We start from the raw sequence: 22,404 nt of genomic DNA, 5'->3' as shown, positions 1-22,404 counted from the left end.
AAAGGAGCGCTCAACGACATCGGACATCGGTAGGAAGGCGCTCCGGCGTTTGTTCGCTGGCCCACGGACGCCGCGCAACAAGGGGGTCCAATCGGCACACGCACGCTTTATCCGCCATCCCGAGCGGCTTAACATGAATCCAAAACAATACAGCGTGCCTGTAGCAGGAATCGCGTTGAAGCGGGGACATCTTGGCGAATTACATCGAAGAGTATTGCTCGCGCATCCGGCGCGGTGGCGTTGGCGGCGTTGCGGACAAACCAGTGGTGGTGGATCGTGACGGGACCTACACCATGCATTACGTGCCGTTCGAACATCGCAATCCGGGGGCGCGGCTGGTGCTGGTGAGTACCACGCCGGGGCATACCCATGTGCGGCTCGCCGCGGCGGTCACTGACGAGCTGCTGCGGACCCACGCGCCCGGCCGCGTTATCCAGCGCGAGAACAAGCGGCGTGTGGAGCTCGGTGGCAAGCTGGTGCGGCCGAACCTGATTCGCATGCTCGATCACTTCCGCGTACCCGAACTGGTCGGCCTGCCCCACGCGGCGGCGCTGTGGAATGAGGGCTTCGAGCATGTCCAGCCCCTGGCATTGCTGCCCTACGCGACGACCCGGCGTGGCCTGGCCTTCGACGGCCCGTTCGACGAACTGATGGATGTACCGATGCTGCGCGGCGTCTTCGAGCAGTTGTTCCTGGCGCGGCTCGAACAGGTGCGGGCCGGCGCGGTGTACGTTGGGCTGGGTCGCACCGCGTGGGCGGCGCTACGCCACGCGGCCCATCAAGGGGTAATTGCACGTGAGCAGTTACTTGGCATGATGCCGGTACCGGCGCGCGCGGGCAGCATGGTGCGGTATTTCCTGCGCGAGATTGCCGAGCGGGATCTCTCGCCGAACGATCCGGTGCGGCATCGGATCGCGTGGCTGGACGCCGCGCACGAGGAGATGGAAGCCGGCGTGCGCCGCATGCGCGCCGCGATGTCGACGCAGGTTCAGAGCGAGCGGCAGACGAGCCGGTTGATTGCCTGAGGTGGCGCTTGCCCCACCTCAGTGGGGATAAAGATATATGCGAGGTGACGATAACCCTTCTTGAGGAATCTGACCTCCTCGCATTCCCGATTGGCGGCCCCCCGTGGTGAACGGCGGGCCGCAATTTTTTTTTGCGGTGCAAAGAGGGAGGTCCGACACGGAGGTCGGAATCCGGTACCGGGCTTTGCTGAAATTTCCCGCGGTGTTTGCAGACACGGCGTACAGCGCGTACGCCGGGCGGGTCCTTATACTGGTTGTCAACTTTGAGTGACAGTGCGAGGTGTCAACATCGTCGACGTGTCGGCGGTCGGGGAACAGCCGTGGCAGTATGGGCTGGAACGAGGCAGCAAAGTATGACAACTATCTTGATCGTCGACGACCACCCTCCGCTCAGGCTTGCGTTGCGCGTGCAATTGTCCGCGCTGGTAGGCGTGCAAACGGTGCTGGAAGCGGATAACGGCCAGGCGGCCGTGGAAGCGGTTCGTCGTCACAAACCCGATCTGGTCGTGCTCGATCTGGACATCCCGCGCATCAGCGGACTCGACGTCGCGCCGCGGCTGCGGACCATTCATCCGGATGTGCGCATTCTCGTGTTCTCGGCGCAGGACCCGGACCTGTTCGCGGCACGGGCGTGGCAGGCCGGCGCGCAGGGATTCGTCAGCAAGACGCAGGATATGACGGCCTTTCTGCGCTGCGTGGAGAGCGTCATGACGGGATACACGGTGTTTCCAAACGGGAAACACCCAGTGCCCGTCAGCACCGAGCCGAGTGCCGACGAGGACGACGGCATGCGCCGACTGTCGGACAAGGAAGTGATGGTCCTGCAGATGCTGGCGCGCGGCATGTCCAACAAGGCGATCGGCGCGGCGATGTTCATCAGCAACAAGACGGTGAGCAGCTACAAGACACGCATCATGGCCAAGCTGCGCGCGGAATCGCTCGTGGATCTCATCGACTATGCCCGACGTTGCCGGCTCGCACCGTGAACGCCGCCGCCATCTTCCTTCCAGCCCAGCAACGGCGCGCCATCGACGCCGTTCTCGACGACGTCGCGCGCGGCGATACGGCGCTATATTGCGAGCTGCTTGCACGTCTGCTCGAGGCCAATGCCAACGACCTGACGCGGCTGACCGATGCGGCGCGCGCACACGACTGGCCCACGGTGAGAGCGTGCGCACATCGCATCAAGGGCAGTGGCGGACTCGCACGTTGCCAGCCACTGGTGGCCACCGCCCATGCGCTGGAAGATGCCGCGCGCAGTTACCATTCGGTGGCAGTTACGACCAGCATGCCCCACTTCCTCGCGGTGGCGAACGAGTTCAATGAAGTGCTGCGGCTGCTGCTTGAGGCCGCTCGATTGACCCAATCCGAACACAGTATTCACGGGATGGACGTGCAATGCATCGCGCGCACTGGCACACTGTCGGCCTGTACCGGTAAGACCGGTTGATCGAATCAGAACGGGAGAATGTCGTGCACGATTTGCAGGGCCTGCTGGATGGCCACGGATTGACGCTGGTGTTCCTGAGCGTGCTGGCCGAACAGGCCGGCCTGCCGGTACCGGCCTATCCGATGCTGTTCGTCGCCGGGGCACTGTCGATGCAGCCCGACGGCCCGCCCATCGGCGCCGTGCTGCTCGCCGTGATCGCCGCGTGCCTGATCGCGGACACCGCCTGGTACTTTGCCGGCAAGCGCTTGGGCCAGCCGATGCTGCGCACGATCTGCCGGGTCTCGATCTCACCGGACAGCTGCATTCGCCAGACCCAGTCGCTCTACCTGCGCGTGGGCCCGCGCTCGCTGATCTTCGCCAAATTGCTGCCCGGCGCCGGCGCGCTCTCCACCGCCATGGCGGGGATGACCTCGACTCCGCTGCACAAGTTTCTGTTCTACGACGCGCTGGGCGCGCTGGTCTGGGCCGGCGGGGCCCTGGTGGCCGGTGTGGTGTTCAGCGACTTTGTCGATTCGATCCTCGCCGCGTTCAGCACCTATGGTCCGATCTGCGTGGCGATCGTCGTCGGTGGCTTTGCGCTGTTCATTGCGTATCGCTTCTGGCAGCGATTTCGCCTGCTGCGCCGCGCCGGACGCATTCCGCGCATGACGGTGATGGAACTCGAATCACGGCGCGCGTCCGGCACGCTGCCGCTGGTGGTCGATGTGCGTGCCTACGGCGATACGCCGATCGACCGGATTCCGGGCGCGCTCGTGATGGACCTCAAGGGCCCGCTCGAAGTCCTGGGCGAATATCCGGCCGACGACGATATCGTCATCTATTGCGCCTGCCCCCATGAATATTCCGCGGCGGTGCTGGCGGAGCGGCTGCGCACGGCCGGCTACAAGAACACGTGGGCGCTGGCGGGCGGCTACGACGAATGGAAGAAGCTGCAGGGCGCGCTCGCGGCCCAGCGCACTTCGGCGGAAGGCAACCAGCCGCAGCCTGCCGTCTAGGCCAGACTCGGCCCCGTCCGGGGAAGTCCGGCTTTCCACACCCGCTTCAGGGTCTCTTGGGCCGCCAGCACGATCGCGCGGCCGTGATTACCATAGCCCGTTCGTAGTCACAGACCCCGCATGGCGACGCCATGCGCACTCGCAATGATCCCCTACTCCCTGCTCGACCTTTCCCCCATTACGGAAGGCAGCGATGCCGGCCAGGCCATGCGCAATTCGCTGGACCTTGCCCGACACGCGGAACGGCTTGGTTATCGCCGCTTCTGGCTGGCCGAACACCACAACATGCCGGGCATCGCCAGCGCGGCCACGGCCGTGCTGATCGGCTACGTGGCCAACGGCACCTCCACCATTCGCGTGGGCTCGGGCGGCATCATGCTGCCGAACCACGCGCCGCTGGTCGTGGCGGAACAATTCGGAACGCTGGCATCGCTCTTTCCGGGCCGGATCGAGCTCGGTCTGGGCCGGGCGCCCGGGACCGACCAGGCCACGGCGCGTGCGCTGCGCCGCCATCTGTCACAGGACACCGCCGACACCTTTCCGCAGGACGTGGAAGAACTGCAGGGGTATTTCGACGACGTGCGTCCCGGCCAACGGCTGCGTGCGGTACCGGGCGCCGGCCTCAAGGTGCCGCTCTGGTTGCTCGGGTCCAGCCTGTTCAGCGCCCAGCTGGCAGCGGCGATGGGCCTGCCGTTCTCGTTTGCCTCGCACTTTGCCCCCGGCTTCATGCGCCAGGCCGTGGATCTGTATCGCCGCACGTTCCGCCCGTCCGCGCAGCTGGATCGGCCCTACGTCATGCTGGGCTACAACGTGTTTGCCGCCGATACCGACGACGAAGCGCGCCGCCTGTTCAGCTCGCTCCAGCAGCAGTTCCTCGCACTGGTGCGCGGCACCCCCGGCCAGATCAGGCCACCGGTGGACGACATCACGCGGCTGTGGGATGCGAGCGAGGCCGACCATATCCGCCGCTCGCTCGCATGCACGGCAGTGGGTAGCCCCGATACCGTGCGTGAGGGTCTCCAGCGCTTTGTCGACGACCTGCAGCCGGACGAGCTGATGCTGACGGCCACGATTTACGATCATCCGGCGCGGCTGCGGTCGTTCGAGATCGCGGCGGCCGCCATGCAGCAATTGCAAGCGCCAGCGCGCCTTGCATAAACGTGGCACAGGGCGCAGGCCCGGGCAGGTGGCACATATGAGTCGCGCAAGGACCGACACAAACCGCCGGCTTGCGCGGACAATGCGGCCATGACCTTTACCTTTATCGAGCCGGACGCCACCGGCGCTGACCCGCTGCAGGGCGAACTCGCGCTGCTCGATCATGCGACGGCGCGCGGACCCGTGGCGCAACTGTGGGGCGCCGCAGGCGCTGGTGATTCCGCGCAGCTACCTGCGCGCGCCCGGCATCGAGGCGGCACGCGCGGCGTTCGCGCGCGAGGGTTGCCCGGTCTGGCTGCGCATGTCGGGGGGCGGCCTGGTGCCGCAAGGTCCCGGTATTCTCAATATCAGCCTGGCCTACCTGGTCCCGCGCGGTGCCGCGAGCTGGATGGAACCGGCCTATGTCCATCTGTGCGAAGTGCTCGGCGACGGCCTGCGCGCAGTCGGCGTCGACACCCACTGGCAGGCGGTGGAGGGCTCGTTCTGCGACGGACGCTACAACCTGGCCTGGGGGCCGGCCGACGATCCGCGCAAGATTGCGGGTACCGCCCAGTACTGGCGCCGTGCGCCGGCGGCGGTGCAGAACCCGGAAGGCCAGCGCCATATCGTGCTGGCGCACGCGGTGCTGCTGGTGAGCGCCGATCCGGTGGAAATCAATGCGCGGGCCAACGCGTTCGAGGCGGCCATCGGCAGCGGCCGCCGCTACGATCCCGCCAAGGTGGTCAGCGTGCGGGAGGCGCTGGCGGCGGCCACTGGCGCCGGCAACGTCCATACCGTCGCCAACGCCGATGACCCCGTCGCTCGTACCACGCGTAGCACGCTTACCGCGCGTGTGGCCGCGGCCCTGCGCGCGAGCATCGCGCACAGTACGCCGCCAGGGGCCGGCGCCGCCTGACTTGCGCGGCTTGGCAGCGCCATCCGTCGGTTCGACTCAGGTCCGCAGGGCTCAGGCCGGCTCGGTGCGCTGCCGGCTAGTGGGCGGGCTGGAACTGGATATCGCCATACCAGGCGCGCGCGCTCGCGCCCGTATTGTCGGTATCGGTCAGCAGGCCGTAGCCCGCCAGCTTGCCGGGCTTCTCGTGATAGACCTTCTCGAAGTCCGCCACCACATTGCGCTGCAACGACTGCCATTTGCCGGCATCGCCGGGCGCGCCGCCCACCACGATCATCTGTACGCGGCTGGTATGCGGATTGGCGATAACGGTGCCGGGCGGCGCGCTGGCGGTCCAGATATACATCAGCGTGGCATACGGCAGTTTCTCGCCGGCCAGGCTGCTGGCGATCTGCTCGGCCCGTTCACCGATGGAGAGGTTGTCCGCGGCGCCGTCGAAGAGGAACACCAGGCGCGCCGGCGCGTCTTCGCGGTCGGCCACGCTGTTGTCGGCGCCGGGGATGGGTGCCGCCACTTTCCAGCGCCAACTCACCACCGGCGTACGGGACAGGTCGACGTCACCCTGGTGCATCAGGGCCGAGGCCGCCGCCCTGGCATCGGCCTGCAGCACCGTGGTGCCACGGTCCGCTACCAGGCTGTAGAGGGTGGGCGTCTTGCCGCTCACCACCGGGAGGTTCTGCCAACCGGCCGGCAGCGACCCGCCCGGTCGGGACGAGGAAAACGTCACGCCCGGGGTCGCGCCGGAAGCGGCGCCTGGCGGCTGGGAGGCGGCGCCTGACGGCTGGGGGGCGGCGCCGGAACCCTGCGCTGCGGCGGTACCGGCGGTCAGCAGTATGGCAAGCTGTGTTGCGCCAACGAAAAAACTGAAGCGAATCATGGTATCCGCCCTTGTTCTTGTCTTGAATGGGAACAACCACGGCCATTGTAGAGAGCCGGCGCGGCGCGCGCTGTGAGCGCCTGTCCGACACGCGGCCCGCCCGGTAGCCACGCGCTGCCGGGCACCGGGACGGTGCGATGCCAGTGTCCCGTGGTGCCGCTCACGCGAACTGCGTGGAGGTGCTACGCTAACGGCCCGTGGTGCCCTATCCAGGAGAATTTACCGTGCCCCGCAAGACTCCCATCGAACGCTACCGCAACATCGGTATCAGTGCGCACATCGACGCCGGCAAGACGACGACGACGGAGCGCATCCTGTTCTACACCGGCGTCAACCACAAGCTGGGCGAGGTTCACGACGGCGCGGCCACCATGGACTGGATGGAGCAGGAGCAGGAACGCGGTATCACCATTACCTCCGCCGCCACCACCGCCTTCTGGAAAGGCATGGCCGGCAATTACCCCGAGCATCGCATCAACATCATCGACACCCCTGGCCACGTCGATTTCACCATCGAGGTGGAGCGTTCGATGCGCGTGCTCGATGGTGCCTGCATGGTCTACGACGCCGTGGGCGGCGTGCAGCCACAGTCGGAAACCGTCTGGCGGCAGGCCAACAAGTACAAGGTGCCGCGCATCGCGTTCGTCAACAAGATGGACCGCGTGGGCGCGGACTTCTTCCGCGTGCAGAAGCAGATCGTCGAGCGCCTGAAAGGCAATCCCGTGCCGATCCAGATTCCGGTGGGCGCCGAGGATGGTTTCCAGGGCGTGGTCGATCTCGTCAAGATGAAGGCCGTGGTATGGGATGACGCCAGCCAGGGCGTACGCTTCGAGTACCAGGACATCCCGGCCGAACTGTTGGCCACCGCCGAAGAATGGCGCGAGAAGATGGTGGAGGCGGCGGCCGAAGCCAGCGAGGAACTGCTCAACGCCTACCTTGGCGGCGAACCGCTGTCCGAGGAGCAGATCAAGGCCGGCCTGCGCCAGCGCACCATCGCCGGCGAAATCGTGCCGATGCTGTGCGGCAGCGCGTTCAAGAACAAGGGCGTGCAGAGCATGCTCGACGCCGTGATCGACTACCTGCCGTCGCCGGCCGACGTGCCCGCCATCCTCGGCCATACCGAGGACGACAAGGAAGCCGAGCGCCATCCGAACGACGAAGAGCCCTTCTCCGCGCTGGCCTTCAAGATCATGACCGACCCGTTCGTCGGCCAGCTGATCTTCTTCCGCGTCTATTCGGGCGTGGTGGAGTCCGGCGATACGGTCTACAACCCGGTGAAGGAAAAGCGCGAGCGGCTCGGGCGTATCCTGCAAATGCACGCCAATGTGCGCAACGAGATCAAGGAAGTGCGCGCCGGCGATATCGCCGCCGCCGTGGGGCTCAAGGAAGCGACCACCGGCGATACGCTCTGCGATCCCAATCACATCATCATCCTCGAGCGCATGAGCTTCCCCGAGCCCGTGATCTCGCAGGCCGTGGAACCGAAGACCAAGGCCGATCAGGAGAAGATGGGCATCGCGCTGAATCGCCTGGCGCAGGAAGATCCGTCCTTCCGGGTGGCCACCGACGAGGAATCGGGTCAGACCATCATCTCGGGCATGGGTGAGCTGCATCTCGAAATCCTGGTCGATCGCATGAAGCGCGAGTTCGGCGTGGAGGCGACTGTGGGCAAGCCGCAGGTGGCCTACCGCGAGACCATCCGATCCGCGATCAAGGACGTCGAGGGCAAGTTCGTCAAGCAGTCGGGCGGCCGCGGCCAGTATGGCCACGTGGTGCTCAATCTGGAGCCGATGGCGCAGGGCGGCGGCTATGAGTTCGTCGATGCGATCAAGGGCGGGGTGGTCCCGCGCGAATTCATTCCGGCGGTGGACAAGGGCATTCGCGAGACGCTGAATACGGGCGTGCTGGCCGGCTATCCGGTGGTCGACGTCAAGGCGACGCTGGTGTTTGGCTCGTACCACGACGTGGATTCGAACGAGAACGCGTTCCGCATGGCCGGCTCGATGGCGTTCAAGGAGGGCATGCGCCGCGCCAAGCCGGTGCTGCTGGAGCCGATGATGGCGGTGGAAGTGGAAACACCCGAGGAGTTCACCGGCAACGTGATGGGCGACCTGTCGTCCCGGCGCGGCATCGTGCACGGCATGGACGAGATCGCGGGCGGTGGCGGCAAGATCGTGCGGGCGGAGGTGCCGCTGGCGACGATGTTCGGCTACTCCACTTCGCTGCGCTCGCTGACGCAGGGCCGTGCCACCTTCACCATGGAGTTCAAGCACTACGCGGAGGCGCCGGCCAATGTGGCGGAGGCGGTGATCAGCTCGCGCAAGGTCGCCTGAGTCGGTCCACGGCCGCCGGGCGGGAGGGTCGAGCCCTTCCCGTCCCGGCCGGTGCAGTGCAGTGCATCAACCTCTGATCGTGCGGCTTGGCCGGGTCAATTGAACGGGTAAGGCGGGATGCGCCCCATGCTCGCCAACCCCCGCAGGGTTTCGTGGCATCATGTTTCCACCCAACTCGGCGGGAGCGCAACATGATGGCATTCCTCGGCACGGTATTCGTTGGTCTGGTGGTCGGCCTGATCGCACGCGCGATCAAGCCCGGCGATGACAAGATGGGCTGGATCATGACGATCCTGCTCGGCGTACTGGGAGCGGTCGTGGCCGGTTATGTCGGTCGCGCCGCGGGCTGGTATCAACCGGGGCAAGCCGCCGGATGGATTGCGTCGATCGTCGGCGCCATCATCCTGCTGTTCCTGTATGACCTCGTACGCCGCAAGCGCTGAACGGTCCCCCGCTTTCTGTCCCGATCGCCGTCTTAATCGCGGCAGCGCAGCAGCGTGGCATCGCTGGCCGGCGTGGCCATCGCCGTCACCTGCGGCGCAAGGGTGCGCAAGACCCTGACCGCCAGCGCGCTGGTGAACGTATAGCGCGCCGCATACGGCTCGCTCACGTGGAGCGTCACGGTGCCGAAATAGCGCTCGCCCAGCAGGAACACGAACGTGGCCGATCGATTGACCGTGCGCGACGAAATCAGGCGTCCACCCGGGCCGTAGGTCTGGAAACGCTGGTCGCCGGTGCCGGTCTTGCCGGCGATCGGCAGCGGCATGGCCGGCGGGTGCCCGACCTTTGCCGACGGCACGAAGGCCCCGCGAATCGAGCGGGCGGTGCCGTTCTCCACCACGTCGAGCATCGAGCGGCGTGCAATGGCGGCGATCTCCGGGGCAATCAGCCGCTTGCCGGGCGCGGGCTGTAGCGTGTAGTACGACGCGTACGGCGTTTCCGCGGCGAAATCGAGCCGCCGCACGGTGGTCGGCTGCACGTCCATGCCCCCGTTGAGAATGATGCCAGCGAGTTCCGACAAGGCCGCGGGCCGGTCGCCGGAGGCGCCGATCGCCGTCGCATAGGACGGCGTCAGCGAATCGAATGGATAGCCGAGCCGTTGCCAGCGCCTGGCAATGCGTCCGAAGGCTTCCCGCTCCAGCAGCGTGCGGATGCGCGCATCCTGGCCGAGCTTGCTGCGCGTCTTGAACAGCCACTTGTAGACTTCCTGCCGTTCTTCGGTGCTGGCCTTGAGAATATCGTTCAGGGTGGCATCGGGATGGCTGTCGAGATATTCGACCATCCATAGTTCGAGCGGGTGGATGCGTGACAGATAACCGCGATCGTTGAGGTTGAACTTGTCGTGACCGTATTTCACGAACAGGGTCTGCAACTCCTCGTCGGTAAGCTTGTGGGCCTTCGGCATGCGCGCCTGTACGAGGCTCGCGAAGGTGTCGTAGTCCAGGTTCGGGCGGGCGCTCAGCAGCGACACCGACAGGCGCACGGCGGTGAGCCGCGGCGTGGGCTTCTTGACGCGGTCCAGCAAGACCTTGAGCCGTTCGTCGGCGGACTTGCCACGGTAGCGCTGGTAGAAGCCCGTCATGTAGGCACTGCCTTCCTGGTCGGCAAAGCGCTCGAGCCATTCGCGCCGGCCCGGTGCGTTGCGGTCTTCCAGCAACGCGCCCGCGTCGGGATGGGCCTGGAATACCTCGTAGCGCACGATGTCGCGCATCATGCGGACAAACACGAGGTTGACGGAATACTGGAAGCCGACGCGCACGGTCATCTGCCGCTCGCCTTCCCAGCGCTCGAAGTTGGTGAAGGTCTGCATGCCTCCGCCGGTGTAGAACGCCTCGCCGGCATTGCCCGAGTACTTGCGGTCCATGGCGGCTTCGAGCATGGCGCCACGCTCGCGCTCGGCCGCGGTACGTGCCTTGGCCAGGTAATCTACCGCCCAGCGCGTGAGCACATCCTGGCGCGGGATCTGCAAGGCCATCAGCGCTTCCTTGCTCATGCCGGCATAGCGCCCGTGCAGTTCGTCGACGACTTCCAGATAGGTCACCAGGGTGCGCAGCTTGGCGGTGGAACCCAGGTTCAGCCGGGCGCCGCTGTTGATGTCGAACGGCTGCTCGACATTGTCGGCCTGCACGCGTACCAGGCTGGCATTGCCGACGCGCTCGAACAGCGTAAAGCTTGCCACCAGCCGGGACGGATCGTCCTGGTCGCGCAGCATGTTCTTGCCATACAACCCCATGGCGCGCGCATCGGCAGGATTGCGCATGCGCATGAGGGTATCGGACACCAGCCGTTGTGCTTCGCGGTTGATGCTGCTGTCGACGGTGAGGTCGAGCCGATCGAGGTCGTAGCGGCTCTCGACGCCGATCATACGCGAGACATCGTTGCGGACCTGGTTGACAGCCTTGCGCGTGACCCACGGAAGCGGCTGCGGGCGTTCCGGCCGCTCGGCCTTGTCAAGCGGCTGTGCCAGCGCGGCATCGCGCAGCGCCGCCGAGATGACGCCCGCGTTCGCGAGCAGCCGCAGGTAGCTGCCGGTGAGCGCATCGAGATTGGTATCGTCGCGCCGCAAGTGAAACGAGGGGCGCCGCTGCGAAATGATGAGCGACAGCGCGCGCTTGTAGGCCTGCGCCTCGCGTGGCGTGGGCGCGCGCGGATCCATATGCCGCAGCAATGCGTTGACGGTGTTGAAGTCTTCGCCGTACCAGACCCACAGGCCGTCGCCGATGCCGCTGACTTCCCCGTGGCCCGCACGCGCGGATAAGGGCACGGTGTTGAGGTAATCGGCAATGATGCGCTCACGCGCGCGCTGGGTGTCGGGCCCGTCGTGATATGCGCGCAGCGAGGCCGACGCCATCTGGCGGAATTTTTCGGGAATCGATTGCGTCTTGCCTTGCGGAGAGTGGCGATATTTCTCGATCTGCGTCGCCAGCGTGCTACCGCCGGGCGACTGGTGCGAGCGGTCCACCACGCGAATGCCCTGGTCCAGCACCGCGCGCGACAGGCGGCGCCAGTCGACCGCGGGGTTCATCATCGGGTACTCTGGATTGAGCAGGTTCTGGTTCTCGACGTAGAGCAACGCTTCCACCAGCACACGTGGCACCGACTCGAATTTTTCATACTGCCGCTGCGGATAGCGTTCGAACGCCAGCGTCAGTGCGTTGCAATCGCGCACGACCAGGCCGGCCTGGTTTTTTTCGCGATATGTCGGGAAGATGCCTTCGTCCATCAGCCGCACCATGTCGGGCGACATGCGGGCCTGCGCGAGGGGGACGTAGCCACGCGTCTCGAGCCGTTCCAGGTAATCGGGAAGGCGCTCGTATCCGAGCCGCTCGTCATAGGGCCCGGAATGCGGAAAGCGGATGCTGTCGCTGCGGCCGGGCTGGATTTCGAAGGTCAATGACTTGCCGAGGCGGCCCAAGTAGCGGGCCTGCCATTGCGACGTGCGTACCTCGTTGGCAACGAGGCTCACCACAATGTAGGTGCCGCCACACAAGGCCACCGCCAAGCCAGCGAGAATCCAGCCACGACGTGACACGTTTCGAATTCCGGTTGCGCCGTCGCGGGCCGTTTCGGCCAGCGTACCGGCTCATATCCCAGGCAAGCGCGCCTCATCCAAAGCACGCTGTCTGCCTTCGATATTACTCGGATCAGCGCCGATGCAAAGTGGGGATGTGCCCTGACACACCGATTCAAACCGCTGCCCTGCGCGGTGGCCGCGCCCAGGGCAGCGTGGGCGTCACACCTCGGACGTCTTGACCGGGCGGCCCGCGAACGGATAGCTCGGATCGCTGTAGCCGTGCGTGGAGGCATGGCCACGCGGTACCAGGGCATCGATCATCGCTTCTTCTTCCGGCGAGATGGTGACACCGACCGCACCAAAATAGTCCTCGAACTGGGCCAGCGTGCGCGGGCCGGCGATGACCGAACTGATGATCGGGTTGGCGAGCACCCAGGCGGTGGCAAACTGGCCTGCGTTGAGCCCGCGCGACTCCGCATGCTGCTTGAGCTGCTGGGCGATCACGAGCGATTCCTCGCGGAATTCGGTTTCCATCATGCGCTTGTCGGCACGGCCGGCGCGCGTGCCGGCTTCCGGCGGCTGGCCGGGCAAATACTTGCCGGTCAGCACACCGCGCGCAATCGGGCTGTACGGCACCACGCCGAGGCCAAAATGCTCGCAGGCGGGAAGGATTTCCACTTCGGGCATGCGGTTGAGCAGGTTGTAGTATGGCTGGCAGGCGACCGGGCGCGGCACGCCGAGGCGGTCGCACAGGCCGGCGATCTCGGCGATGCGCCAGCCGCGGAAGTTGGAGACAGCCCAGTAGCGGATCTTGCCGGCGCGGATCAGGTCGCCCATCGCGCGCACGGGCTCTTCGAGATTCTCGCCAATGAAATCGCGGTGGAGGTACAGCACGTCCACATAGTCGGTAGCCAGGCGGCGCAGGCTCTCATCGATCTCGCGCATGATCCACGTACGCGAATAATGCGACTGGTTGGGCTGGCTGCCCATCTGGTTGCCGAGCTTGGTGGCGAGCACCCAGTCGTGGCGATTGCCGTTCAGCAGGCGCCCCACCATCGACTCGGATGCACCCTTGGTGTAGACGTCGGCGGTGTCGATAAAGTTGACGCCGTGATCGCGCGCGCTGGCGACGATGCGCCCGGCCTCGGCTTCGTCGGTCTGGTCGGCGAACATCATGGTGCCGAGGCAGAGCGTGGAAACCTTGAGGTTGCTGGCGCCGAGACGGCGGTATTGCATGGTGAAATCTGACATGGCGTATTTTCCGAATGGTTGTGGCCAATGGCGAGGAGAGCCAGGCGGCGGTGTGCAAGCCGCCAGCGCGCATTGTGCCCCCTTCGGAAGATGCCTGCAGAAGCAAAAAGGCCGACGCGGAAACCGCGTCGGCCTTGCTTGCCGGCAGCCGGAACGGCGTCAGTCCTCGAGCTTCGGCAGGGCCGTGCTGGTCTTCGACGACAGCAAACCCGACTTGGCGTAGGTCTGCAGTTTTTCGCGCGTGTCGACGATGTCGAGCGTGCGCATCGTGAGCTGGCCGATACGGTCGAGCGGCGTGAACATCGACTCGCCCTTCTCCATCGTCAGGCGCTCCGGCTTGTAGGTCAGGTTCGGCGACGTGGTGTTGAGGATCGAGTAGTCGTTGCCGCGGCGCAGTTCGATGGTCACTTCGCCGGTCACGGCGCCCGCCACCCAACGCTGGGCGGTTTCGCGCAGCATGATCGCTTGCGGATCGAACCAGCGGCCCTGGTACAGCAGGCGGCCCAGGCGGCGGCCGTTGTCGCGGTACTGCTCGATGGTGTCTTCGTTATGGATGCCGGTGACGAGACGCTCGTAGGCGATGAACAGCAGTGCCAGGCCCGGGGCTTCGTAGATGCCGCGGCTCTTGGCCTCGATGATGCGGTTCTCGATCTGGTCGCTCATGCCCAGGCCATGGCGGCCGCCAATGCGGTTGGCTTCCATGAACAGGTCGACGCTGTTGGCGAAGGTCTTGCCGTTCAGCGCGACCGGCTGGCCGTCCTCGAAGCGGACCGTGACTTCCTCGCGCTTGACTTCCACGTCGTCGCGCCAGAACTGCACGCCCATGATCGGCTGCACGATGCGGATGCCCGAATCGAGATGCTCGAGGTCCTTGGCTTCATGCGTGGCGCCGAGCATGTTGGAGTCGGTCGAATAGGCCTTCTCCGCGGACATCTTGTAGTCGTGGCCGTTCTGGCGCATGAACTCGGACATCTCGGCGCGGCCACCCAGTTCGTCGATGAACTGCTGGTCCAGCCACGGCTTGTAGATCTGCAGGCCCGGGTTGGTCAGCAGGCCATAGCGGTAGAAGCGCTCGATGTCGTTGCCCTTGAACGTGCTGCCATCGCCCCAGATGTTGACACCGTCTTCCTTCATCGCGGCCACCAGCATGGTGCCGGTCACGGCACGGCCGATCGGCGTGGTGTTGAAGTACGTGATGCCGGCGGTCGAGATATGGAATGCACCGCATTGCAGCGCGGCGATACCTTCGGCCACCAGCTGCGCGCGGCAGTCCACCAGGCGCGCTTCCTCGGCGCCGTAGGCCTTGGCGCGGCGGGGAATGTCGTCATAGTCCGGTTCGTCGGGCTGGCCCAGGTTGGCGGTGTAGGCGTAGGGAATGGCGCCCTTCTGGCGCATCCAGAGGAGTGCCGCGCTGGTATCGAGGCCGCCCGAGAAGGCGATTCCGACGCGCTGGCCGGAAGGAATATGCTGCAGGATGGTAGTCATCGCCAGAAATCCAGGTGTGAATTGGGCGCCGCCCGGTGCATCAGCCACCGGCAACGCGCGAAGTCTCGGAAACCGTGAATTGTGACACGTGCACGCGCGCGCGCCAAACTTCACGGCCTCACGACGATTCGGGCGTTTCCATCAGAACATCCATTGGCACGCCAAGGGCTGTGGCCAGGCGCTGGAAGGTATCCACGCTGCCGTCGCGGCGGCGGTTTTCGAGCTGGCTGAGGTAGGGCTTGCTGATCCCTACGGCCCGCGCCAGCGCTTCCTGGGTCATGCGCCGGTATTCGCGCCATGCCTTGACCGGATGGTCGCCGGCGAGCTCGGCGTCCAGCACGGCCACGGGCACGCGAAAGCCGTCGTCTTCCTGCCTGACCCGGTCATAGAGCAGGGCGTCGTCGATCTCTTCAAAGAGATGCTTGACGCGATCCCACAGTTCGATGGGCACGACCACGAATTCACGCTGGCCGTCACGCTCGATGAATTGAATGCCGGTAGTCATTGATATGCGCCTCCGCGAGGTTTGATGGCCAACACCAGTACGACGAGGCGGCCATCCTCGACGTCGTACGGCACCCGCCAATCCCCCACACGCAACCGGTAGCCGCGCGCGCCGATCATCTTGCGCACGTTTGGATTGGGCGCCCATGGATCCTCGGCGAGTGGGTCGAGCTTGGCGAATCAGCAGAGCGGTGTTGCGCGGCATGGCTCGCAGCGTCTTGAGTGCCTGCCGGGAGAGTTCGATGGAACGGGCAGTCGTCGTCATATTAGCTTATAGTTAACTTTACTGCAAATAAAGTTAACTGAGAGAGGGGCGATTGCCGAGGAGGGGCGTTGGTGTGGCGATCGGATTTCATGCCCCGGCGGGAAGCGCCCATCGTATGCGCGATCGGGAGCGGGAAACGTGTCGGAATGTTGCGGCGATCACTTTTATTGATGTGGACACGATCTAGCTGATTTGCTAGGCTTTGTGGACGGCGTACACAATTTTGTCCACGCCCAGCCGGGCGGAGACTCGTGTCAACACCAAAGGAGATGTCGATGTCGCAAATACAACCCTATCTGTTCTTCGATGGCCGTACCGAAGAGGCGCTCGAGTTCTACAAGGGCGCCATCGGCGCGCGGATCGAGATGATGATGCGTTTCCGCGACAATCCGGAGCCGCAGAAGACCAGCGAAGGCTGCGCGCCGCCACCCGGCAGCGAGGACAAGATCATGCACGCGGCGTTCTGGGTCGGGGACTCGCTGGTGATGGCGTCTGACGGGTACAACGGCGGCAAGCCCGAGTTCAAGGGAGTGGCTCTATCGCTCACCGTGCCGGACGTGGCGGCCTGCGAAAAGACCTTTCATGCGCTGGCGGCGGGTGGGCAGGTGCTGGCGCCGCTGACCCAGACCTTCTTCAGCGAACAGTTTGGCATGGTGTCCGACCGCTTTGGCGTATCGTGGATGGTGCTGGTCGCGCCCAAGCCGCACTGAGGCATCGTGCCGCGTTGGCCGTGCCTTACAATGCGCGGCCAACCGGAGAGATGCCATGGAATCCCGCCTGACCGACCTGGAGATCAGGGTCGCCTTCCAGGAAGACCTGATCGAGACGCTGAACCTGACGGTGGCGCGCCAGCAGCAACAGCTCGACCTGCTGCAGGCGCAGTTTCGCGCGCTCTACCAGCAGGTGCACACAGCCGGCGCCTCGACCGCCGCCGAGACGAATCCGCAGCACGAGATTCCGCCGCACTATTGAGCACGCGGCTGCACGCCGGAACGATCGGCGCGCAGCCGCTGTCTCACCGGCGGATAGACTCCGATTGCCAGGACCCGGCCGCCGATGATCGATCGACTCACGCCTTCCCGTCGCTCCCAGCGCTTCGTTCGTGCGCAGCGCTTCCCTCATGCGCAGCGCTTTCCCCGTTTTGGCCGCCTCTCCCGCCTGGTGCTTGGCGGCGCCCTGATCGCTGCGTGCGCCAGCATCACCGCCGCGCACGCCGGCTATAACATCTGGACTGGCGAGTACACGTTCTCGAGAGATGAACTGCAGGGTGCGGTGGACAAGCGCTTTCCGGCCACGCTGCGCTACGGCGAACTCGTCAGCGTGCAGCTATCCCACCCACGGCTGACCCTGGACGAGGCCACCAACCGCGTGACCACGCTGGTCGACGCGGCGCTCACCAATACCATCCTGCCGGCCCCGCCCGTCAACGGCTCGCTCGCGCTCAACAGCGGCATCCGCTATGACGCCGACCGGCGCGCCGTGCTGCTCGACAATCCCACCGTCCAGCAGGTTCGGGTGCAGGGCATGCCGCAGTACAACGAGCAGTTGAACGCGATCGGTGCCGTGGTCGCGCAGCAGTTGCTGAAGGACTACCCGCTCTACACGTTCAAACCCGACGAGCTGCGCATCAACGGCAAGGACATCGAGCCGGGCGCCATCACGGTGGCGCCCGACGGCATTCGCGTGCAGATCAGGCAGCGCTAGCGAGTACCGCCCCGAAACACCAGCGCGAGCCCCGCCAGTACGGCCACCATGCCCGCCAGCGAGCCGGCCGACAGCTCATGGCCGAGCACCAGGTAGTCGAGCAGCGCCGTGACCGGCGGCACCAGGTAGAACAGGCTCGTTACATTGACCAGGTTCCCGGCGGCAATCAGGCGGTAGAACAGCAGCGTGGCCGCTACCGAGATCACCAGGCCCATCCACACCAGCGGCACGATGAAGCCCACGGTCCATGCCACATGGAGCGGCTGGAACGGCAGGCACAACAGGCATGCGCCCAGACTGACCAGGTACTGCAGCGGCAAGACGTCAGCCGGTGCCTGGCGAATCGTCTTCTGCAGCATCGCGCCAATCGTGGTGCAAGCCAGCGCCGCTGCGGCACAGAGCAGGCCCGCCGGCGAGAAATGCGCAAGTGCGATGCCATGCGCGACGATCAGCACCAGGCCACCGAGCGCGAGCGCAAGACCCGCCAGGCGCGTGGCGGACGCGCGCCGCTCGACCCATAGCAGGGTCAGGATCGGCTGCACGCCGAGCACGGTTGCCAGCACGCCCGGCGTGATGCCGTGGTCGAGCGCGAGCAGGTAGGTAATGGTGTAGCCGCCGATCAGCAGCACGCCTGTGGCCGCCACGCGCAGGCGTGTGCCGGGCGCCGGCAGCAGCCGGCCGCGATACAGTCCGATGGCCAGCAGCGCGCCCAGCGCCAGCACGAAGCGCAGCGTGAGAAAGGCAAACGGCGATGCGTGCGAGAGGCCAACGCGGCTGAAGATGGCGCCGGCGCTCCAGAGCAGCACGAACAGCGCGGTGGCGCCGTGCGCGGCCAGGGTGCCGGCCACGGCGCCGGCGGGCGTGCCGGCAGCGTTGGCGGCATGCGTCGCCACGGCGGGTGCGTCCGCCGCGGCGTTCTTGTCGAAAGTCATGATGTGTCCTGTCGAAAGCCAGATAGCCTCCGGCGCGCACGGCGCAATCATGCGCGTACGGGTGCTGCGAAGAACGGCCGGAGGAAGATGTTGCGGCGACGGTCAGCCGCGTGGCGGAGCCAGGGGCGGCGACAGTGGCGGCGACAGCGGGAGCACTTGCCGGGCAGCCGGCGGGGGGCTGACGCCGACCACGCGGCTCATGCCCACCACGCCCATCAGGCCCATCAGGCCCACGGCGCCCACGCCGGCGACGACAGGAGAAACAACGATGTCACGCAAACGCGCCGACGCCGCGCATACCACGCCCATGGCCGGCGCGGCCGGGCTGGCATTGACGACGAAGGACGTGGCGGACAGTGACATGAAAGTTGGGAGCGTCGATCCCGACGGCGGTCGCCGACGAGAGTGGCTGATACTACGTTTCGCCCGCCGCACCGTCAAGACGCACCGCGTCACCTGCCAGCCCGAGCCCGGCGGCCAGCGCCGCCAGGCTCGGCCCGATCGGCGCCTCGATCTTGAGCGACAGCAGCGGATCGGCGCGCGTGACGCCGAGGTTGAGCGCCGCGATCGGTGTCCCGGCTTCATGTGCCCACAGGCAGAAGCGATAGCCCGAGCGCACCGTCAGCGAGGAGCCGATTACGAGTAGCGCATCGGACTGGTCGAGGGCCACGCGTGCCCGCGCGACGCGCTCGGCCGGCACCGACTCGCCGAAGAATACGACGTCGGGCTTGAGCATGCCTTCGCATCGTGCGCAGACGGGCACGCGAAACGTCGCGAATAGCGGCGATTCGAGTTGCACGTCGCCATCGGCGAGCGGAGCGGCGATGATGTCGCGCAGCGCGGCATTCTGCTCCCACAGCCATTGCTGGATGCCGGCACGCTCGTATCCGGTGCCGCATGACAGGCACACCACGCCGTGCAGCGTGCCATGCAGTTCGATGACGTCGCGGCTGCCCGCGCGCTGATGCAGGCCGTCCACGTTTTGCGTGACCAGGCCGGAGAGCCGCTCGTGCGCCTGGAGCTGCGCCACCACCTGATGGCTGATATTGGGTTGCGCGCCCGCGGCCATGGGCCAGCCCAGCATGCTGCGCGCCCAGTAGCGCTGGCGCGCGGCATGCGAGCCGAGAAACGCCTGCAGCGTGGTGGGCGGCGAGCGCTGCCACTGACCGCGTTCGTCGCGGTAGCCCGGAATGCCCGAATCGGTGCTGATGCCCGCGCCGGTCAGCACGAACAGGCGCCGATGACGGGACACGAAGTCGAGCAGCTCGCTCACGCGGTGCCCTGTTGCGCGCGTGCTGCCTGGCGCGCTTCCCACGCCTTCAGTTCCTGGCGGTAGCGGTCCATTTCGTCGGCGTAGAAATCGAAGATGCAGGGGTCGCAGCCACTCTGGCAGCACTCGTTGTCGCCCGGCCGCTCCGGTGGCACGGGTCGAGGATCGTCGGTAACGGGGTGAGACACGGAAGATTTTTCGATGGCAGACACGGCGTCAGTATATGACGCGGGTGATCTGCACGCTTCCGCGTCCCGTGCTGAATTGTTTCGACATGGGCGCCGCGGGCAACGCCTGCGGCGGGCGCGCTGTTAGCCTTGACGCAACGTGTTTGCGTCACCTGCCATGCCCGTTCCCGCGCGCCGTTTCTCCTTTCTTGCCATGGTTGCATTCGTGCTGGCCGGCCAGGCGGGCAGCGCTCGTGCTGCCGACGATCTTGCACCCGTGCCCGCCCAGCCGCCGGCCGCGCCCGCCATCCTCGCCCCCGCCGCCAGCGAGGCGCCGGTCGCCGCCGCACCGCGCCCGCTCGGACGGCCGCGGGTATGCCTGGTCCTGTCCGGCGGAGGCGCGCGCGGCGCCGCGCATATCGGCGTGCTCAAGGTGCTGGAGTCGATGCGCATTCCGGTCGATTGCATCGCCGGCACCAGCATGGGATCGCTGGTCGGAGGCGCCTACGCCAGCGGCATGTCGGTGCCGGACATGGAAGCGCTGGTGGCGCGCCTGTCCACCGACGCGCTGTTCAAGGAACGCCCGCCACGCAAGGACCTCGCCATCCGCCGCAAGCTCGACGACCAGACCAACCTCTTTACGCCGGAAATCGGCGTGCGGTCCGACGGGCTGCTGCTGCCCAAGGGTGCGGTTTCGGGCGTGCAACTGGAGACCGTGCTCCGGTCGCTGGCCAAGGCGCCCGGTTATCGCGATTTCGATACGTTGCCGATTCCATACCGGGCCGTCGCCACCGATCTCGTGACCGGCACCGCGGTGGTCTTCAGCAAGGGCGAGCTGGCCAACGTCATGCGCGCCAGCATGTCGGTGCCCGGCGCGGTGGCCCCCACGGAATACGAAGGGAAGCTGCTGGTCGACGGCGGCCTGACCGACAACCTGCCGGTGGACGTGGCGCGCGCGATGGGCGCCGACATCGTGATCGCGGTCAATCTCGGTACGCCGTTGATGAAGCGCGAGGACCTGACCTCGCTGTTGGGCGTGACGAGCCAGATGCTGAATATCCTGACCGAACAGAACGTGCGCACGTCGCTGGCGTCGCTGCGGCCGAGCGATATCCTGATCGAGCCCGCCCTCGGCGAGTTCTCGGCCGGCGACTTCGACCACCTGCCCAAGACCATTCCGATCGGCGAAGCCGCCGCACAGAAGGTGGCAGACCGCCTCGCTCCGCTCGCACTATCGTCGGAGGCGTACGCCGCCCTGCGCAAGACGCAGGATGCGCTGCCACCGCCGGACCTGCGGCCGGTCGACGAAATCCGGCTGGCCCCGCTGGAACGGGTCAATCCGGACTTCGTGCGGGCCACGATGGAAACCAAGCCGGGCGCGCCCATCAGCCAGGAAACGCTCGACCAGGACATGCGGCGCCTGTTCGGCACCGGCGACTTCGAGCACGTGAACTACCGCTTCCTGGAGGAGCCGGGCAATCGCATTCTGGCCGTCAGCGCGATCGAGAAGTCGTACGGACCTGGCTATCTGCGTTTCGGGCTCGGACTCAGTTCGGATTTTCGTGGCGACGCGTATTTCAACGTGCTGGCCAGCTATCGCCGCACATGGCTGAACCAGCTCGGCGCGGAGTGGCGCACCGACGTGCAGGTCGGGCAGACCTCCAGCATTACCAGCGAGTTTTACCAGCCGCTCGACACGCGGCAATACTTCTTTATCGCGCCGCGCGTGGAATTCCAGCGACGCACCGTCAACATCTTCAACGGCGATACGCGTTTTGCCGCCTACGACCTGCGTCGCTCCGATCTCGCGCTCGATATCGGTAGCCAGTTCACCAAGTACGGCGAGGCCCGCCTGGGCGTGGTGGTCGGACACGAGAACGCCACGCTGAGCACCGGCCCCGAGGTCCTGGCACCAGGGCCGGGCGGGCTGGCCCGGCGCGCGGTCACGGCGCGGCTGCTGATCGACCAGGTCGACAGCATCAATTTCCCGCGCTCCGGCTATGGCGCGACCATCAACGTCTATTCGTCGCAGGCCGGCATGGGCGCGGCCGATACCTACACCAAGGGCGACCTGACCGGTACCTACGTCCACTCGTTCGGCAAGCACACCTTCAACCTGGGCTTCAAGGCAGGCGGCAATGTCGGCGGGCCGGAGTTGCCGCGCTACGACCTGTTCCAGTGGGGCGGCTTCCTGCAGCAGTCCGGCTTCAGCACCGGGCAACTGCTGGGCGGCAATATCCAGTTCGCGCGGCTGGTCTACTACAACAAGCTGTTCCGCCAGACGTTGCTGGAAGGCGTCTACGCCGGCGCGTCGATGGAGGTCGGGCGTGTGGGTGCGCCGCTGGTGCCCGGCAGTCCTACCGGCCTGCTCAAGTCGGGCGCGCTGTTCCTCGGCCTGGACAGCCCGATCGGACCGCTCTACGTCGGCTATGGCCGCGCCACGGGCGGCCAGTACTCGTGGTACCTGTTCCTCGGCAAGCCGTGACCCGCGGCACGGCCGGCGGATGCCGTCGGGCGCGCCCCCCACCGAAGTTGTATGTAATGTCTTTGTGCGGCTGCCTATACTTGGCCGTGTCGACAAG

21 protein-coding genes and 1 pseudogene are annotated in these 22,404 nt (G+C 66.1%); 12 read left to right on the top strand and 10 right to left on the bottom strand.

Annotated features, from left to right (window positions below; all coding sequences use genetic code 11):
• Positions 1-191 precede the first annotated feature (191 nt).
• The 6 genes and pseudogenes from DFLDMN_RS30855 (at position 192) to DFLDMN_RS30830 (ending at position 5,523) form a co-directional block, all read left to right on the top strand.
• The gene (locus DFLDMN_RS30855; protein WP_423199533.1) at positions 192-1,025 is read left to right on the top strand and encodes a hypothetical protein; all 834 of its coding nucleotides are present in this window, start codon (positions 192-194) and stop codon (positions 1,023-1,025) included.
• 353 nt (positions 1,026-1,378) lie between these two features.
• Positions 1,379-2,011 (top strand): response regulator, encoded by a 633-nt coding sequence (locus tag DFLDMN_RS30850; protein WP_423200629.1) that lies wholly within the window; start codon positions 1,379-1,381, stop codon positions 2,009-2,011.
• Positions 2,008-2,475, top strand: coding sequence for an Hpt domain-containing protein (locus DFLDMN_RS30845; RefSeq protein ID WP_423199532.1), 468 nt, complete (start codon positions 2,008-2,010; stop codon positions 2,473-2,475). Before DFLDMN_RS30850 ends, DFLDMN_RS30845 begins: the two co-directional genes overlap by 4 nt.
• A 23-nt stretch (positions 2,476-2,498) precedes the next feature.
• Complete coding sequence (locus DFLDMN_RS30840) at positions 2,499-3,470, top strand: DedA family protein/thiosulfate sulfurtransferase GlpE (protein ID WP_423199531.1); 972 nt, start codon at positions 2,499-2,501, stop codon at positions 3,468-3,470.
• A gap of 144 nt (positions 3,471-3,614) precedes the next feature.
• Positions 3,615-4,628 (top strand): LLM class flavin-dependent oxidoreductase, encoded by a 1,014-nt coding sequence (locus DFLDMN_RS30835; protein WP_423199530.1) that lies wholly within the window; start codon positions 3,615-3,617, stop codon positions 4,626-4,628.
• A 90-nt stretch (positions 4,629-4,718) separates the two neighbouring features.
• Positions 4,719-5,523: pseudogene (locus DFLDMN_RS30830) on the top strand (lipoyl protein ligase domain-containing protein).
• Between the two features lie 76 nt (positions 5,524-5,599).
• Here DFLDMN_RS30830 and DFLDMN_RS30825 read toward each other — a convergent pair.
• Complete coding sequence (locus tag DFLDMN_RS30825) at positions 5,600-6,397, bottom strand: DUF3047 domain-containing protein (protein ID WP_423199529.1); 798 nt, start codon at positions 6,395-6,397, stop codon at positions 5,600-5,602.
• A 224-nt stretch (positions 6,398-6,621) separates the two neighbouring features.
• On the opposite strand from DFLDMN_RS30825, the gene fusA reads away from it, so the two are divergent.
• Entirely contained in the window at positions 6,622-8,730 is a 2,109-nt protein-coding gene (gene fusA, locus DFLDMN_RS30820) for an elongation factor G (protein ID WP_423199528.1), read from the top strand.
• Positions 8,731-8,921: 191 nt separating this feature from the next.
• Positions 8,922-9,173 (top strand): GlsB/YeaQ/YmgE family stress response membrane protein, encoded by a 252-nt coding sequence (locus DFLDMN_RS30815; RefSeq protein WP_423199527.1) that lies wholly within the window; start codon positions 8,922-8,924, stop codon positions 9,171-9,173.
• A gap of 32 nt (positions 9,174-9,205) precedes the next feature.
• On the opposite strand, the gene DFLDMN_RS30810 is transcribed toward DFLDMN_RS30815, so the two are convergent.
• The 5 genes from DFLDMN_RS30810 to DFLDMN_RS30790 form a co-directional block, all read right to left on the bottom strand.
• Positions 9,206-12,262: a transglycosylase domain-containing protein gene (locus DFLDMN_RS30810; protein ID WP_423199526.1), complete on the bottom strand. Its 3,057-nt coding sequence runs from the start codon at positions 12,260-12,262 to the stop codon at positions 9,206-9,208.
• Between the two features lie 201 nt (positions 12,263-12,463).
• A complete protein-coding gene (locus tag DFLDMN_RS30805; RefSeq protein ID WP_423199525.1) occupies positions 12,464-13,495 on the bottom strand; it encodes an aldo/keto reductase in 1,032 nt (343 codons plus the stop codon).
• Between the two features lie 159 nt (positions 13,496-13,654).
• Positions 13,655-14,980 carry an argininosuccinate synthase gene (gene argG, locus DFLDMN_RS30800; protein WP_423199524.1) on the bottom strand — a complete coding sequence of 442 codons (1,326 nt, stop codon included), beginning with the start codon at positions 14,978-14,980 and terminating at the stop codon, positions 13,655-13,657.
• A 118-nt stretch (positions 14,981-15,098) separates the two neighbouring features.
• Positions 15,099-15,485: a helix-turn-helix domain-containing protein gene (locus DFLDMN_RS30795; protein ID WP_423199523.1), complete on the bottom strand. Its 387-nt coding sequence runs from the start codon at positions 15,483-15,485 to the stop codon at positions 15,099-15,101.
• Positions 15,482-15,604, bottom strand: a complete 123-nt coding sequence (locus tag DFLDMN_RS30790; RefSeq protein ID WP_423200628.1) for a type II toxin-antitoxin system RelE family toxin — start codon at positions 15,602-15,604, stop codon at positions 15,482-15,484. The genes DFLDMN_RS30795 and DFLDMN_RS30790 overlap by 4 nt, the downstream gene beginning before the upstream one ends.
• A 420-nt stretch (positions 15,605-16,024) precedes the next feature.
• Between DFLDMN_RS30790 and DFLDMN_RS30785 the strand changes: the two genes are divergently transcribed.
• The 3 genes from DFLDMN_RS30785 to DFLDMN_RS30775 all read left to right on the top strand — a co-directional run bounded on the left by DFLDMN_RS30785 (position 16,025) and on the right by DFLDMN_RS30775 (position 17,453).
• On the top strand, positions 16,025-16,459 hold the full coding sequence (locus tag DFLDMN_RS30785; RefSeq protein WP_423199522.1) for a VOC family protein: 435 nt from the start codon (positions 16,025-16,027) through the stop codon (positions 16,457-16,459).
• Positions 16,460-16,514: 55 nt separating this feature from the next.
• Positions 16,515-16,721, top strand: coding sequence for a SlyX family protein (locus tag DFLDMN_RS30780; RefSeq protein ID WP_423199521.1), 207 nt, complete (start codon positions 16,515-16,517; stop codon positions 16,719-16,721).
• Positions 16,722-16,805: 84 nt separating this feature from the next.
• Positions 16,806-17,453: a DUF1439 domain-containing protein gene (locus tag DFLDMN_RS30775; protein WP_423199520.1), complete on the top strand. Its 648-nt coding sequence runs from the start codon at positions 16,806-16,808 to the stop codon at positions 17,451-17,453.
• On the opposite strand, the gene DFLDMN_RS30770 is transcribed toward DFLDMN_RS30775, so the two are convergent.
• The 4 genes from DFLDMN_RS30770 to DFLDMN_RS30755 form a co-directional block, all read right to left on the bottom strand.
• The gene (locus DFLDMN_RS30770) at positions 17,450-18,385 is read right to left on the bottom strand and encodes a DMT family transporter (RefSeq protein WP_423199519.1); all 936 of its coding nucleotides are present in this window, start codon (positions 18,383-18,385) and stop codon (positions 17,450-17,452) included. The genes DFLDMN_RS30775 and DFLDMN_RS30770 overlap by 4 nt on opposite strands.
• A 102-nt stretch (positions 18,386-18,487) precedes the next feature.
• Complete coding sequence (locus DFLDMN_RS30765; protein WP_423199518.1) at positions 18,488-18,748, bottom strand: hypothetical protein; 261 nt, start codon at positions 18,746-18,748, stop codon at positions 18,488-18,490.
• A 52-nt stretch (positions 18,749-18,800) separates the two neighbouring features.
• Positions 18,801-19,700: an NAD-dependent protein deacetylase gene (locus DFLDMN_RS30760; RefSeq protein ID WP_423199517.1), complete on the bottom strand. Its 900-nt coding sequence runs from the start codon at positions 19,698-19,700 to the stop codon at positions 18,801-18,803.
• Entirely contained in the window at positions 19,655-19,843 is a 189-nt protein-coding gene (locus tag DFLDMN_RS30755; protein ID WP_423199516.1) for an oxidoreductase-like domain-containing protein, read from the bottom strand. Before DFLDMN_RS30755 ends, DFLDMN_RS30760 begins: the two co-directional genes overlap by 46 nt.
• 157 nt (positions 19,844-20,000) lie before the next feature.
• On the opposite strand from DFLDMN_RS30755, the gene DFLDMN_RS30750 reads away from it, so the two are divergent.
• Positions 20,001-22,307 (top strand): patatin-like phospholipase family protein, encoded by a 2,307-nt coding sequence (locus DFLDMN_RS30750; protein WP_423199515.1) that lies wholly within the window; start codon positions 20,001-20,003, stop codon positions 22,305-22,307.
• Positions 22,308-22,404: the final 97 nt, after the last annotated feature.

Source organism: Cupriavidus sp. H19C3 (assembly GCF_049393815.1).
In the GTDB taxonomy this organism is placed as follows: Bacteria; Pseudomonadota; Gammaproteobacteria; order Burkholderiales; family Burkholderiaceae; genus Cupriavidus.
Note: the sequence above shows the minus strand (reverse complement) of the source record. Positions and strands in the feature narration are given on the sequence as shown.

Bases quoted from the DNA above. Each gene is read 5' to 3' on its own strand.
- DFLDMN_RS30850 (WP_423200629.1), top strand. From the start codon at position 1,379: ATGACAACTATCTTGATCGTCGACGACCACCCTCCGCTCAGGCTTGCG.
- DFLDMN_RS30835 (WP_423199530.1), top strand. From the start codon at position 3,615: ATGATCCCCTACTCCCTGCTCGACCTTTCCCCCATTACGGAAGGCAGC.
- DFLDMN_RS30825 (WP_423199529.1), bottom strand. From the start codon at position 6,397: ATGATTCGCTTCAGTTTTTTCGTTGGCGCAACACAGCTTGCCATACTG.
- DFLDMN_RS30815 (WP_423199527.1), top strand. From the start codon at position 8,922: ATGATGGCATTCCTCGGCACGGTATTCGTTGGTCTGGTGGTCGGCCTG.
- DFLDMN_RS30805 (WP_423199525.1), bottom strand. From the start codon at position 13,495: ATGTCAGATTTCACCATGCAATACCGCCGTCTCGGCGCCAGCAACCTC.
- argG (WP_423199524.1), bottom strand. From the start codon at position 14,980: ATGACTACCATCCTGCAGCATATTCCTTCCGGCCAGCGCGTCGGAATC.
- DFLDMN_RS30795 (WP_423199523.1), bottom strand. From the start codon at position 15,485: ATGACTACCGGCATTCAATTCATCGAGCGTGACGGCCAGCGTGAATTC.
- DFLDMN_RS30790 (WP_423200628.1), bottom strand. From the start codon at position 15,604: ATGATCGGCGCGCGCGGCTACCGGTTGCGTGTGGGGGATTGGCGGGTG.
- DFLDMN_RS30785 (WP_423199522.1), top strand. From the start codon at position 16,025: ATGTCGCAAATACAACCCTATCTGTTCTTCGATGGCCGTACCGAAGAG.
- DFLDMN_RS30780 (WP_423199521.1), top strand. From the start codon at position 16,515: ATGGAATCCCGCCTGACCGACCTGGAGATCAGGGTCGCCTTCCAGGAA.
- DFLDMN_RS30775 (WP_423199520.1), top strand. From the start codon at position 16,806: ATGATCGATCGACTCACGCCTTCCCGTCGCTCCCAGCGCTTCGTTCGT.
- DFLDMN_RS30770 (WP_423199519.1), bottom strand. From the start codon at position 18,385: ATGACTTTCGACAAGAACGCCGCGGCGGACGCACCCGCCGTGGCGACG.
- DFLDMN_RS30765 (WP_423199518.1), bottom strand. From the start codon at position 18,748: ATGTCACTGTCCGCCACGTCCTTCGTCGTCAATGCCAGCCCGGCCGCG.
- DFLDMN_RS30750 (WP_423199515.1), top strand. From the start codon at position 20,001: ATGCCCGTTCCCGCGCGCCGTTTCTCCTTTCTTGCCATGGTTGCATTC.